Below are 12,673 nucleotides of genomic sequence, written 5' to 3'. Positions count from 1 at the left end.
GAGGACGGCCAGTGCGGATGACCGAGGACACGCCGGGCGCCCCGTCACTCCCGGACAGCCAGTGGTACGACCAGGAGGCCGGGCCGCTCGTCCGCCCCTACGCGATGACGGGCGGCCGTACCAAAGCCGGGCCCACCGGGGTTCATTTCGATCTGATCGCCCTGGTCACGCTCGACAAGGGAGCACCCGGCGCCGATGACGACACCTCGCTCGGCCCGGAGCACCGGACCCTGGTCGAACTGTGCCGGACCGAGACCCAGTCGGTCGCCGAACTGGCGGCCGGCGCGGATCTCCCCCTGGGGGTGGTCAGGGTGCTCCTCGGCGATCTCCTGGAACGGAGCTGTGTCACGGTGAGCCGCCCGGTGCCGCCCGCGCAACTGCCCGACGAGCGAATCCTTCGCGAGGTGATCGAGGGACTGAGGGCGCTCTAGCCGACCCGCTTCGGTCGGCACCTTGACTCCCCGTGTTCACAACCGGGCACGTACGGGCGGGTTTCGGTCGCGAGGGGCAATGTGCGGTCCCATCCCGTTCGGCGGAGTCGCAGTTGTCATGATGCTGACTTCGCGCACCCGTAAAGACGTACCGATGCCGGCGCTTGTCGGCACTCCCGAGAGAAGTGATCGATGGTCTCCGAGAACTCCGACGCCGCGGGTGGCGACTCGACCGCCCTGGCGCTGAAGATCCTTGTCGCCGGTGGATTCGGCGTGGGAAAGACCACCCTGGTGGGCGCGGTCAGTGAGATCCGGCCCCTGCGCACCGAGGAGTTGCTGAGCGAGGCCGGTCGGTCCGTCGACGACACCGGGGCAGTGGACCAGAAGGTCACCACGACCGTGGCCATGGACTTCGGACGCATCACCATCAGGTCCGGTCTTGCGCTCTATCTCTTCGGAACCCCCGGGCAGGACCGTTTCTGGTTCCTGTGGGACGAACTGGCGACGGGCGCGCTGGGCGCGGTCGTCCTCGCGGACACCAGACGGCTCGAGGACTGCTTTCCCGCGGTGGACTACTTCGAGCACCGCCACATCCCGTTCGTGGTGGCCGTCAACTGCTTCGCGGACGCTCGCGCGTACGGCGCCCAGGACGTGTCCCGTGCCCTTGACCTCGACCGCGGTACGCCGGTCGTCCTCTGTGACGCCCGCGACCGCGACTCGGGGAAGGAGGTGTTGATCCGGCTGGTCGAATACGCCGGACGGGTCCACACCGCCCGGCTGCTCGACTCCGTCAGCTGACGCGGGCCCCGACACTCCGACGGGACCGGCCCGCACGGCGTCGGCAACCGAAGGGCGGCCGGTCACGGCCTCTGCCGTCGGCCCCGATCGCGGACCGCCGTCCCGCGCGGTCCCCCGCGCACCCCTCGGCGTCCCGGTCGTCGGCCATCTTCTCTGCCATGCCATCCCTTGGCCTTGCCCGGACGGCGCCCGTGGGGAAGGCTGGCTGGTCGAATCCTCCGGGCCAGGGGGAACGACGCAGGGGGAGACCGGATCATGGAACAGAACACGGGACTCGGCTGGTTGCTGGACGATCTCACCGGGCGCGTCGAGCACGTACGGCACGCGCTGGTGCTCTCCAACGACGGGCTGGTGACGGGCGCGAGCAGCGCCCTGCGGCGCGAGGACGCCGAACACCTCGCCGCGGTCTCGTCGGGGCTGCACAGTCTGGCGAAGGGCTCCGGCCGGCACTTCGGGGCCGGACAGGTGCGACAGACGATGATCGAGTTCGATGAGGCAGTGCTGTTCGTCACCGCGGCGGGAACGGGCAGCTGTCTGTGCGTCCTCAGCGCGGCGGAGGCGGACATCGGGCAGGTGGCGTACGAGATGACCCTGCTGGTGAACCGCGTCGGAGAACATCTGCGCGTGGATGCGCGACAGCCGGGCAGCGGCCCGGTCGCGGACCGCTGACCTGCGGATATTTCGTAGAGTTCGGAGTTGTCCACAGGTTCCCCACGATGTCCGAGAAGCCGGATACGGTTTTTTCCGGAGCGAGCGCACACGGCGCGAGCGTTCGGCATCGCAGGGGAGACCGCCATGTCCGGCAGCACCATCACCCAGTCCACCACCACGTCGCTCGGTCGGGCCGCACGGGAACTGGATCTCAGGCGCGGCGAGTTCGACCTCGCCCTGCACCTCGGCTGTGTTCGCTCGGTTCCCGACGAGGGAGGTGGGGGACGCCGGGTCGCCCGCGCCGAGATCGACCGGTTGCGTGCCGAGACGGGTTTCCCGGAAGCGCTGCGCGAGCGGGTGAGGACGGTCGGAACCACGGAGGGGGCCGCTCTCATGGGCCTCGCGAACACCCGGTTCACCCGCCTCGCGCGCCTGGGAGTGGTGGTGCCGGTGAAGTTCTACGTGAACCGCTATCGGCTGATCGTCTGGTTGTATCTCGCGGAGGAAGTACGGCAGTTCGCCGCGGACGAGCGGAACGCGCCGCTGCTGAGCGGCCGGACCCCCGAAGGCCTCCGTGATCAGCTGAACGAAGGCCTGGACCTCCGGCCCCGCAACTGGCGTGGCCGTCACCTGGGGTTCCTCCTGAGGCAGACCGCGGACCCCTGGGCCCGTGCCGCCGTGGTCGCGTCCCTGCTCGATCCCGTCCAAGTGGCCGAGATCGTCGAGGATCCCTACGAGCGCGCCCATCTCGACCGCCTCCGGCCCGGCCGGGTTCCGCAGGCGCCCGCGGACTCCCAGGGAGCGCGGATCGCCGAACGCGTCACGACGGCGGACGACCCCGACGAGATCAGCTGGCTCAGGGCCGACCTGGGGCGAAGCGTTTCGGAAGCCAGGGCGGACCGTCCGGCGCCGCGCCCGACACCGAACCCCTCATCCGTACCCAAGGTCCTGTCCGCCGTGGCCTCCGGGCCGGTCGCCGATGCTCCGGCGGGCCCGCCACCCGTGGGCCCCGCGAAAGCGGCCCGGCCTTCGACGGCCGACGCTCCACGGGCCCCGCGACCCCGGCCCGCCGTCACGGGTGACCGGCTCATGACGCGAGAGGCGACGCGCTCGCGGGGGCTGCTCGGATGGCTGCGTCGCAGGAACCCGGAGGAGTGTCCGAGCGACGCGCGTCCGACTACAGGGCTCTGAACAGCCCTTCCTGTACGACCGAGACGAGCAGACGCCCCTTCAGGTCGTAGATGCGGCCACGGGCCAGCCCGCGGCCCCCCGTCGCGATCGGCGACTCCTGGTCGTACAGGAACCACTCGTCCGCGCGGAACGGCCGGTGGAACCACATGGCGTGGTCCAGCGACGCCATGTCGAAACCGCGCGGCCCCCACAGCGGTTCCACCGGGATGCGGACGGCGTCCAGGAGGGTCATGTCGCTCGCGTAGGTGAGCGCGCACGTGTGGACGAGCGGGTCGTCGCCCAACGGGCCGACGGCACGCATCCACACCGCGCTGCGTGGCTCGGCGCCCTCGGTCTCCTCGGGCGTCCAGCGCAAACGGTCCACATAGCGGATGTCGAACGGCTGGCGCCGCGCCATGCGTTCCAGGGCTTCGGGAAGAGCGCCCAGATGCTCCTCGATCTCCTGCGTCACCGTCGGCAGGGACTCGGGGTCCGGCACCTCGCGGGCCGGTGGCAGCTGGTGCTCGAAGCTCCCTACCTCGGGCTTGTGAAAGGAGGCGGTCAGATTGAAGATCGTGCGGCCCTGCTGCACGGCGGTGACCCGGCGGGTGGTGAACGACCTTCCGTCCCGCACCCGTTCGACCTGGTACACGATCGGGACGCCCGGCCGGCCAGGGCGCAGGAAGTACGCGTGCAGCGAGTGCACCGGGCGGTCGCCCTCGGTCGTACGGCCCGCGGCGACCAGCGCCTGGCCCGCCACCTGGCCCCCGAAGACCCGCTGGAGGGACTCCTGCGGGCTGCGGCCCCGGAAGATGTTGACCTCGATCTGCTCCAGATCGAGCAGGTCGACGAGCCTCTCGGCTGGGTTCGTCATCGGTGCGGTTCTCCTGTGCTCACAGCTGTCCGACGTCGGTGACCTTGACGATGGCACGGCCCTCTTCGTCGGAGGCCACGAGGTCTACCTCGGCGGTGATGCCCCAGTCGTGGTCGCCGTTGGGGTCGGCGAAGGTCTGACGGACGCGCCACAGCCCGTTCTGCGGCTCCTCCACGATCGACAGCAGCTTGGGACCACGAGCGTCGGGACCGGTACCGAGGTCCTCGTACTCGTCCCAGTACTTGTCCATCGCCTCGCCCCACGCGTCGGCGTCCCAACCGGCTTCGGCGTCCATCTCGCCGAGTACGTTGACGTGGTCCAGCGCGGCGAGCTCGACCCTGCGGAACATCGCGTTGCGGACGAGCACGCGGAAGGCGCGGGAGTTCGAGGTGACCGGCTTGACCTGGTCGGCCTTCTCCTGGGCCTCTTCGGCCGTCACCACCTCGGGATTGGCGAGCTGCTCCCACTCGTCGAGGAGACTGGAGTCGACCTGCCGCACCATCTCGCCGAGCCAGGCGATCAGGTCCTCCAGGTCCTCGGACTTGAGGTCGTCCGGGACGGTGTGCTCGAGAGCCTTGTAGGCACTGGCCAGGTAGCGCAGGACGATGCCCTCGGTGCGGGCGAGCTCGTAGTTGGAGACGAACTCGGTGAAGGTCATCGCCCGCTCGTACATGTCACGGATGACGGACTTCGGCGACAGCGGGTGGTCGCCGACCCACGGGTGGCTCGTGCGGTAGGTGTTGTACGCGTGGAAGAGCAGCTCCTCCAGCGGCTTGGGGTACGTCACGTCCTGGAGCCGTTCCATGCGCTCCTCGTACTCGACGCCGTCGGATTTCATCGCGGCCACGGCCTCGCCGCGGGCCTTGTTCTGCTGGGCCGCGAGGATCTGCCGGGGATCGTCCAGCGTGGACTCCACGACCGACACCATGTCCAGGGCGTACGACGGGGATTCGAGGTCCAGCAGGTCGAACGCGGCGAGCGCGAACGTCGACAGGGGCTGGTTGAGCGCGAAGTCCTGCTGGAGATCGACGGTGAGCCGCACGACGCGGCCGGTCGGGTCCGGCTCGTCGAGCTTCTCGACGATCCCGCCGGCGAGGAGCGAGCGGTAGATCGCGATGGCCCGCCGGATGTGCCGCAGCTGCTGCCTGCGCGGCTCGTGGTTGTCCTCCAGCAGATGCCGCATGGCCTCGAAGGCATTGCCGGGCCGGGCGATGACCGAGAGCAGCATGGTGTGTGTGACGCGGAAGCGCGAGGTCAGCGGCTCCGGATCGGACGTGATGAGCTTCTCGAAGGTGCTGTCCGACCAGCCGACGAAGCCCTCGGGAGCCTTCTTGCGCACGACCTTGCGGCGCTTCTTCGGATCGTCGCCCGCCTTGGCGAGCGACTTCTCGTTCTCGATGACGTGCTCCGGCGCCTGAGCGACCACGTAGCCCGCCGTGTCGAAGCCCGCGCGCCCGGCCCGCCCGGCGATCTGGTGGAACTCCCGGGCGCGCAGGGTGCGCACCCGCGTGCCGTCGTACTTCGTCAGAGCGGTGAACAGCACGGTGCGGATGGGCACGTTGACCCCGACGCCGAGGGTGTCCGTACCGCAGATGACCTTCAGGAGGCCGGCCTGGGCCAGCTTCTCCACCAGCCGCCGGTACTTGGGCAGCATGCCGGCGTGGTGGACGCCGATCCCGTGGCGCACGTAGCGCGAGAGGTTCTGGCCGAACTTGGTGGTGAAGCGGAAGTTGCCGATCAGCTCGGCGATCCGGTCCTTCTCCTCACGCGTGCACATGTTGATGCTCATCAGCGCCTGCGCCCGCTCCACGGCCTGCGCCTGCGTGAAGTGCACGATGTAGACAGGGGCCTGCTTCGTGGCAAGCAGGTCGGTGAGCGTCTCGGTCAGCGGCGTGAGCATGTACTCGTAGGACAGCGGGACGGGCCGGATCGCCGAGCGGACCACGGACGTGGAGCGGCCGGTGCGGCGGGTCAGGTCCTTCTCGAACATCGAGACGTCGCCGAGCGTCGCCGACATCAGGATGAACTGAGCCTGAGGGAGTTCCAGGATGGGGATCTGCCAGGCCCAGCCGCGGTCGCCCTCGGCGTAGAAGTGGAACTCGTCCATGACGACCTGTCCCACATCGGCGTGCTTGCCGTCCCGCAGCGCGATCGACGCCAGCACCTCGGCCGTGCAGCAGATGACCGGGGCGTCGGCGTTCACGGAGGCGTCACCGGTGAGCATGCCGACGTTCTCGGTGCCGAACATCTTGCACAGTTCGAAGAACTTCTCCGAGACGAGTGCCTTGATCGGCGCCGTGTAGAAGGTCACCTCGTCGCGGGCGAGCGCGGCGAAGTGCGCACCCGCCGCGATCATGCTCTTGCCCGAGCCGGTGGGCGTCGAGACGATCACGTTCGCACCCGAGACCACCTCGATCAGCGCCTCCTCCTGATGGGGGTAGAGGGTGAGACCGCGTTCCCCGGCCCACGACTCGAAGGCTTCGTAGAGGGCGTCGGGGTCTGCGGTCTGCGGCAGCTGATCGATAAGGGTCACGCCCCCATCTTGCCTGTCGAATTACGTGATGGGGGAATCGGATGCTCGACGGAAGATCACGAACGCTACGCTGTGGCGCCGGCGACGCGTCAGCGCGCACGGACAACTGGACAGCGGTACAAGAGGAATGGGCGGGGAACGGCCAATGATGGGACCAGCACACTCACTGTCGGGGGCCGCGGCCTGGCTCGGCGTCGGAGCGGCGGCGGCCGCGGCCGGGCACACCATGCCCTGGCCGGTCCTGCTCGTCGGCGCCCTGATCTGCGCCGGTGCCGCGCTCGCCCCGGACCTGGACCACAAGGCCGCCACCATCTCTAACGCCTTCGGACCGGTGTCACGGCGCCTGTGCGAGATCGTCGACAAGCTCTCGTACGCCGCCTACAAGGGGACCAGGAAGCCTGGCGACCCCCGGCGCTCCGGCGGTCACCGCACGCTGACCCACACCTGGGTGTGGGCGGTGATGCTAGGTGGGGGCACGGCGGTGCTGGCGATCACCTGTGGCCGTTGGGCGGTCCTGGCCATCCTCTTCGTGCACATGGTCCTCGCCATCGAGGGCCTGCTGTGGCGGGCCGCTCGTGGCTCCAGCAGCAACGTCCTGGTCTGGCTGCTCGCCGCGACGAGCTCGTGGATCCTCGCCGACACCCTGGACAAGCCGGGGAACGGCGCGGACTGGCTGTTCTCGGCGCCGGGCCAGGAGTACCTGTGGCTGGGACTGCCGATCGTCCTCGGTGCCCTGGTGCACTGCGTCGGGGACGCCCTGACGGTGTCCGGCTGCCCGATCCTGTGGCCCATCCCGGTCGGCCGCAAGCGCTGGTACCCGATAGGCCCGCCCAAGGCGATGCGGTTCCGCGCGGGCAGCTGGGTCGAGCTCAAGGTGCTGACACCGGTGTTCATGGTGCTGGGCGCGGTGGGCTGCGCGGCCGCGCTGAATTTCATCTGAGGCGGTCGGTTCCCTTTTCGGCGGCGGTGCCGTTCCGCGGCGCCGTCGAGTGCTCCGGTCACGTTCGCCGGAGGCGGGGCATCGTCACCCGCGTCGGCGGACGCGGGTGAGCGGGAGCGGGCATCCCGTCCGGTCGGGGGACCTCCTTCGCTCAGGAGCCGGAGCCCTGTCCGCTCAGGAGCTCTCCCCGGTACCGGACCCCTGCTCCCCGCCTCCGAACCGCCGCTCGAAGCGGGCGACGCGGCCCTCCGAGTCCACCGTGCGGGCCTTGCCCGTGTAGAAGGGGTGGCTCTCCGAGGAGATCTCGACGTCCACGACCGGGTAGGTCTCGCCGTCGTCCCAGTCGATGGTCCGGTCGCTCGTGGCGGTGGAGCGGGTGAGGAAGGCGTAGCCGGCGGTGCGGTCGCGGAAGACCACGGGCCGGTAGTCGGGCTGATCGTCCTGCGGCATGGGAACTCCTCAGGGGTGTGGCGGGCCGGGCGTGGGTCAGCCGGCCACGGCGTCCTCGTCGACGATGTGCATCGCGGCCTCCTCGGCCGAGGCCGCGGCGCCGTCGATACCGATGTCCGTGGCGATGAGCCCGCTCTCCTCGTCCTCGTGCGCTCCTTCGTCCGGAGCCACCAGACGGCCGGAGCGAAGGGCGCCCACCTCGTTGTCCAGGGGCTCTCCGTCGGTGCCCTGGCAGTCGCCGATGCCGTCCCCGTCGCCGTCGGCGACGTCGGGCAGTTCCTCGGCGAGGCGCTGGTCCAGCGTCTCGCCGGCCCGGCGCTCCGACGCGGTCACCCCACGGTGCTCCACCGCCCACGGCCGCTCCGGCGGGGACCAGCCACGGTCCAGGGGGTCACGGACACCGTCGGTGACCAGCGTGTCCTCGGCGTCGAGCAGCCCCGCGTCGTCCTGTACCTCGGATCCGTCGGGCTGGTAGACGTCGTCTCCCCATCCGTCGGCGCTGTTCACGGCTACCTCCAGGGGGTGCGGACGGGACCGGTGCCGCCGTCTCGACGACGGGCGCCCGGGCCACGGGACACAGGCGTCTCCCCACGTGAACCGGGTGGTTCCCGGGGGTCCCCCGAGCGGGTGCCCATGTCCAGGGTTCCACCCCCCTTCGGCAGCGCGCAACGCCACAGAGGTCGACGAGCCGCGTCCTGGGGCCCGACCGAGGCCCGAGATGCGGTCCCGCCGGCCTTGTGCTGGGTGCGCCGGGGACCGGTGCCACCCTGTCGCCGGCGGGCGGCGGCACAGCACCGGACGCCCACCGCCGGGGCCGGTCCCGTGCCCGCCCACCGAACGGTGGGACGGAGTCGCGGCGGCACGCCGGGCGGACGGGGCCGCGCCGCTCCGGCATGCCACGTGGGCGGGGCGGACCGGCGTGACGGCCGGAGGTCAGGATGACCGCCGGACAGGAACCGGACAGGAAGGGCACCGCCCGCACCCTCGCCGCCGCCCCGCGCTCACCCGTGCCAGGACCTCCACAGCGCCGCGTACGCGCCGTCCGCCGCGACCAGTTGCTCGTGGCTGCCGAGTTCGCTGATGCGGCCGCTCTTGACGACGGCGATGACGTCGGCGTCATGGGCGGTGTGGAGCCGGTGGGCGATGGCGACGACGGTGCGGCCGTCGAGGACACGGGCCAGCGAGCGCTCCAGATGGCGGGCCGCCCGGGGATCCAGGAGGGAGGTCGCCTCGTCCAGGACCAGTGTGTGCGGGTCGGCCAGTACCAGCCGGGCCAGCGCGATCTGCTGGGCCTGGGCAGGAGTGAGAGCGAACCCGCCCGAGCCGACCTCGGTGGCGAGGCCGTCGTCCAGCGCCCGCGCCCAGCCGTCCGCGTCCACCGCGCCCAGTGCCGCCCACAAGCGGGCGTCGACGGCGTCGGCCGGAGCTTCGGCCGGTGCTCCCTCGTCCGCGCCGAGCCGGGCGCGCGGGACGGCGAGCAGCAGGTTGTCGCGCAGGGAGCCCACGAAGACGTGGTGCTCCTGGTTGACCAGGGCCACGTGCGAGCGGACCTGTTCGGCGGGCATCCGGGACAGTTCGGCGCCGCCGAGGGTGATCCGGCCGTCCCGGGGCGCGTAGATCCCGGCGAGCAGCCTGCCCAGGGTGGACTTGCCCGCGCCGGAGGGGCCGACCAGGGCGAGCCGGGTGCCGGGAGCGACCGCCAGGGAGACCTCGCGCAGGACGTCCACGCCCTCGCGGTAGCCGAAGTGCACCCGGTCCGCGTGGACGTCACGTCCGTCCGGCGCCACCGTCGGGTCACCCGCGTCCGGCTCGATGTCCCGGACCCCGACCAGCCGCGCCAGCGAGACCTGGGCGACCTGGAGCTCGTCGTACCAGCGCAGGATCAGTCCCACCGGGTCGACGAGCATCTGCGCGATCAGCGCACCCGTGGTCAGCTGGCCGACTCCGATCCAGCCGTGGAGGGCGAGGAACCCGCCGATCATCAGGACCGAGCAGAGCACCGTCACATGAGTGATGTTGACGACCGGGAAGAGGACCGACCGCAGCCAGAGCGTGTACCGCTCCCACGCCGTCCACTCCCGGACCCGGCGGTCCGACAGTTCGATGCGGCGCCTGCCCAGGCGGTGCGACTCGACCGTGCGACCGGCGTCGACCGTCTCGGCGAGAACGGCGGCGACGGCGGCGTAACCGGCCGCCTCCGAGCGGTACGCGGACGGCGCGCGCTTGAAGTACCAGCGGCATCCCACCACCAGCAGCGGAACGGCGACCAGCACCGCGGGGGCGAGCACCGGGGCGGTCACGGCGAGGCCGCCCAGCAGCAGCGCCGCCCACACGACACCGATGGCCAGCTGCGGCACGGCCTCGCGCATGGCGTTGGCGAGCCGGTCGATGTCGGTGGTGATACGGGACAGGAGGTCGCCCGTCCCGGCCCGTTCCAGGACGCCGGGCGGCAGTCCGACCGACCGCACGAGGAAGTCCTCGCGCAGATCGGCCAGCATCCGCTCGCCGAGCACGGCACCGCGCAGTCGTACCTGCCGTACGAACACGGCCTGGACGACGAGCGCGACGACGAACAGGGCGGCGGTGGCCTCCAGATGGAGTTCGCGCGCGTGGTCCGAGACCCGTTCGACGAGCGAGCCCAGCAGATAGGGCCCGGCCATCGAGGCCACGACGGCCACGGTGTTGACGGCGATCAGGACCAGGAACGCCCTGCGGTGCCGTCGGAACAGTTCGGTCACGTAGGCGCGTACGGTCGCGGGCGCGCCGACGGGCAGCGTGTTCGCCGTCGTCGGGGCGGCCGGGTCGTACGCCGGTGGCGCCACGCCGATCATGCGGTCTCCTCGATCTCTTCCAGTACGCCGTCCAGAACGGCTTCGTCGTCCGCGGTCACGCCGCCGAGAGCGGCCTCGGCCATGGCCTTCGCGGCGGTCTCCTCGTCGGTCTCCCGGGTCACCACGGCCCGGTAGAGCGGCTCGTCACGCACCAGTTCCCGGTGCACGCCGACCGCGGCCACCTCCCCGTCGTGGACCAGGACGACCCGCTCGGCCCGGTCCAGGAGCAGCGGTGAGGAGGTGAAGACCACGGTCGTGCGCCCCGCCCGCAGGGACCGCACGCCGTCGGCGATCCGGGCCTCGGTGTGGGAGTCGACCGCGGACGTCGGCTCGTCCAGGACGAGCACCTCCGGGTCCGTGATCAGGGACCGCGCCAGCGCGAGCCGCTGGCGCTGGCCGCCGGACAGCGAGCGCCCGCGTTCCGTGACGCGGGCGTCCATCGGGTCCCCGGCGTCCACCGAGCCCTGCGCGAGCGCGTCCAGCACGTCACCGCACTGCGCGGCGGCCAGCGCCGCCTCGGCGCTTACGAGTCCCGAGGCGGGCACGTCGAGCAGCTCGCGCAGCGAGCCGGACAGCAGGACGGGGTCCTTGTCCTGGACGAGGACCGCGGTGCGGGCGGAGTCCAGGGGCAGCTCGTCCAGCGGTACGCCCCCGAGGACCACCGAGCCGCTCCGCGACACACCCGCGACGGGCTCGTCGTCCCCTGCGGACGCGTGACCGCCGAGCCGTTCGGCCAGCAGCCCCGCCGCGTCCGGATCGCCGCACACCACGGCGGTGAACCGCCCCGCGGGAGCGAGCAGCCCCGTCACGGGGTCGTACAGATCGCCGCTCGGGACCTCGGCCGCGCGCGAGCCGTCGCTGTCGACCGCCCGTTCCAGGGCCAGCACCCCGGCGGCCCGCCTGGCCGACGGGCGCGAGAAGGAATAAGCCATCGCGATCTCTTCAAAATGCCGCAAAGGGTACGTAAGGAGCATGACGGCGCTGTACACGGTGACCAGTTCGCCGACCGTGATCCGGCCGTCGCGGGCCAGCAGCACCCCGCGCCAGACGACGGCGATCATCAGCAGTCCGGGCAGCAGCACCTGGATCGCCGAGATGAGCGACCACATGCGGGCGCTGCGCACGGCGGCCCGGCGGACCTCCTGGGAGGCGCGGCGGTAGCGGTCGAGGAAGAGTTCCTCGCCGCCGATGCCACGCAGCACCCGCAGGCCCGCGACGGTGTCGGAGGCCAGCTCGGTGGCGCGGCCCGCCTTCTCCCGCTGGATGTCGGCGCGCCGGGTGGCACGCGGCAGCAGCGGCAGCACCGCCACCGCGAGCACGGGGACGCCCACGGCGACGATCACACCGAGCGCCGGCTGGTAGACGACCAGCCCGACGCAGACCAGGACCACCGTCATGGCGGCCGCCGTGAACCGCGACACGGCCTCCACGAACCAGCCGATCTTCTCGACGTCGCCGGTGGAGACCGCGACCACCTCACCAGCCGCCACCCGGCGGGTCAGCGACGAGCCGACCTGCGCGGTTCCGCGGGCCAGCAGTTGCTGCACGCGTGCGGCCGCGGTGATCCAGTTGGTGACGGCCGTGCGGTGCAGCATGGTCTCGCCCAGGGCGATGCACGCGCCGCACAGCACCATGAGACCGCCGGTCAGGGCGAGTCGGGAGCCCGAGTGGTCGATGACGGCCTGGACGGCCAGACCGACGCAGTACGGCAGGGTGCAGACGGCGACGAAGTGCAGCAGTCCCCAAGCGAAGGCCTTGAGCTGACCGCCGAGCTGATTTCGCCCGAGCCACCACAGGAATCGGGGCCCTGAGCGCGCGTCCGGCACACCCGGGTCGGGATACGGAAGGTCTTGGATCTGCATGGCGTCCCAGTGGCTCGTGTCAAGGGGTGGAGGGAGGCGCGGAGTTCGGCAGCCGTCCGGGCCGTGGGGACCGGTCGTGGGGACCGGCAACAAACCGTGAAAGGTTCGCGTCGCAGCGTGGTCGAAAGCAAAC

At 71.2% G+C, this 12,673-nt stretch carries 11 protein-coding genes; 5 read left to right on the top strand and 6 right to left on the bottom strand.

Annotation, left to right across the window (positions count from 1 at the left end; translation table 11 throughout):
* Positions 1–17 precede the first annotated feature (17 nt).
* From ACFYW7_RS28750 to ACFYW7_RS28735, 4 genes are all read left to right on the top strand, one after another.
* A complete protein-coding gene (locus ACFYW7_RS28750; protein WP_389507522.1) occupies positions 18–431 on the top strand; it encodes a DUF742 domain-containing protein in 414 nt (137 codons plus the stop codon).
* Between the two features lie 192 nt (positions 432–623).
* Positions 624–1,229 (top strand): ATP/GTP-binding protein, encoded by a 606-nt coding sequence (locus tag ACFYW7_RS28745; protein WP_389507520.1) that lies wholly within the window; start codon positions 624–626, stop codon positions 1,227–1,229.
* A gap of 255 nt (positions 1,230–1,484) precedes the next feature.
* On the top strand, positions 1,485–1,898 hold the full coding sequence (locus ACFYW7_RS28740; RefSeq protein WP_389507519.1) for a roadblock/LC7 domain-containing protein: 414 nt from the start codon (positions 1,485–1,487) through the stop codon (positions 1,896–1,898).
* A 126-nt stretch (positions 1,899–2,024) separates the two neighbouring features.
* Positions 2,025–3,071, top strand: coding sequence for a DUF6397 family protein (locus ACFYW7_RS28735; RefSeq protein ID WP_389507517.1), 1,047 nt, complete (start codon positions 2,025–2,027; stop codon positions 3,069–3,071).
* On the opposite strand, the gene ACFYW7_RS28730 is transcribed toward ACFYW7_RS28735, so the two are convergent.
* Both ACFYW7_RS28730 and ACFYW7_RS28725 read right to left on the bottom strand, forming a co-directional pair.
* On the bottom strand, positions 3,058–3,924 hold the full coding sequence (locus ACFYW7_RS28730) for an acyl-CoA thioesterase (RefSeq protein ID WP_389507514.1): 867 nt from the start codon (positions 3,922–3,924) through the stop codon (positions 3,058–3,060). The two genes, ACFYW7_RS28735 and ACFYW7_RS28730, sit on opposite strands and share 14 nt — an antisense overlap.
* 19 nt (positions 3,925–3,943) lie before the next feature.
* Complete coding sequence (locus ACFYW7_RS28725; RefSeq protein WP_389507512.1) at positions 3,944–6,457, bottom strand: DEAD/DEAH box helicase; 2,514 nt, start codon at positions 6,455–6,457, stop codon at positions 3,944–3,946.
* Between the two features lie 145 nt (positions 6,458–6,602).
* On the opposite strand from ACFYW7_RS28725, the gene ACFYW7_RS28720 reads away from it, so the two are divergent.
* Positions 6,603–7,397 (top strand): metal-dependent hydrolase, encoded by a 795-nt coding sequence (locus tag ACFYW7_RS28720; RefSeq protein WP_389507510.1) that lies wholly within the window; start codon positions 6,603–6,605, stop codon positions 7,395–7,397.
* A 174-nt stretch (positions 7,398–7,571) separates the two neighbouring features.
* Here ACFYW7_RS28720 and ACFYW7_RS28715 read toward each other — a convergent pair whose 3' ends face one another.
* The 4 genes from ACFYW7_RS28715 to ACFYW7_RS28700 form a co-directional block, all read right to left on the bottom strand.
* On the bottom strand, positions 7,572–7,847 hold the full coding sequence (locus ACFYW7_RS28715; RefSeq protein WP_389507508.1) for a type B 50S ribosomal protein L31: 276 nt from the start codon (positions 7,845–7,847) through the stop codon (positions 7,572–7,574).
* A gap of 36 nt (positions 7,848–7,883) precedes the next feature.
* Positions 7,884–8,354, bottom strand: coding sequence for a DUF5709 domain-containing protein (locus ACFYW7_RS28710; RefSeq protein WP_389507506.1), 471 nt, complete (start codon positions 8,352–8,354; stop codon positions 7,884–7,886).
* Between the two features lie 494 nt (positions 8,355–8,848).
* Positions 8,849–10,678, bottom strand: coding sequence for an ABC transporter ATP-binding protein (locus ACFYW7_RS28705; RefSeq protein ID WP_389507503.1), 1,830 nt, complete (start codon positions 10,676–10,678; stop codon positions 8,849–8,851).
* Positions 10,675–12,540, bottom strand: coding sequence for an ABC transporter transmembrane domain-containing protein (locus ACFYW7_RS28700; RefSeq protein WP_389507501.1), 1,866 nt, complete (start codon positions 12,538–12,540; stop codon positions 10,675–10,677). Before ACFYW7_RS28700 ends, ACFYW7_RS28705 begins: the two co-directional genes overlap by 4 nt.
* Between the last annotated feature and the right edge of the window lie 133 nt (positions 12,541–12,673).

This window comes from Streptomyces sp. NPDC002580 (assembly GCF_042889485.1).
Classification (GTDB): Bacteria; Actinomycetota; Actinomycetes; order Streptomycetales; family Streptomycetaceae; genus Streptomyces.
This window is presented reverse-complemented; position numbering and strand designations above follow the sequence as displayed.

Excerpts from the sequence above, each read along its gene's own strand:
- ACFYW7_RS28750 (WP_389507522.1), top strand. The coding sequence starts at position 18 with ATGACCGAGGACACGCCGGGCGCCCCGTCACTCCCGGACAGCCAGTGG.
- ACFYW7_RS28745 (WP_389507520.1), top strand. The coding sequence starts at position 624 with ATGGTCTCCGAGAACTCCGACGCCGCGGGTGGCGACTCGACCGCCCTG.
- ACFYW7_RS28740 (WP_389507519.1), top strand. The coding sequence starts at position 1,485 with ATGGAACAGAACACGGGACTCGGCTGGTTGCTGGACGATCTCACCGGG.
- ACFYW7_RS28735 (WP_389507517.1), top strand. The coding sequence starts at position 2,025 with ATGTCCGGCAGCACCATCACCCAGTCCACCACCACGTCGCTCGGTCGG.
- ACFYW7_RS28730 (WP_389507514.1), bottom strand. The coding sequence starts at position 3,924 with ATGACGAACCCAGCCGAGAGGCTCGTCGACCTGCTCGATCTGGAGCAG.
- ACFYW7_RS28720 (WP_389507510.1), top strand. The coding sequence starts at position 6,603 with ATGATGGGACCAGCACACTCACTGTCGGGGGCCGCGGCCTGGCTCGGC.
- ACFYW7_RS28715 (WP_389507508.1), bottom strand. The coding sequence starts at position 7,847 with ATGCCGCAGGACGATCAGCCCGACTACCGGCCCGTGGTCTTCCGCGAC.
- ACFYW7_RS28705 (WP_389507503.1), bottom strand. The coding sequence starts at position 10,678 with ATGATCGGCGTGGCGCCACCGGCGTACGACCCGGCCGCCCCGACGACG.
- ACFYW7_RS28700 (WP_389507501.1), bottom strand. The coding sequence starts at position 12,540 with ATGCAGATCCAAGACCTTCCGTATCCCGACCCGGGTGTGCCGGACGCG.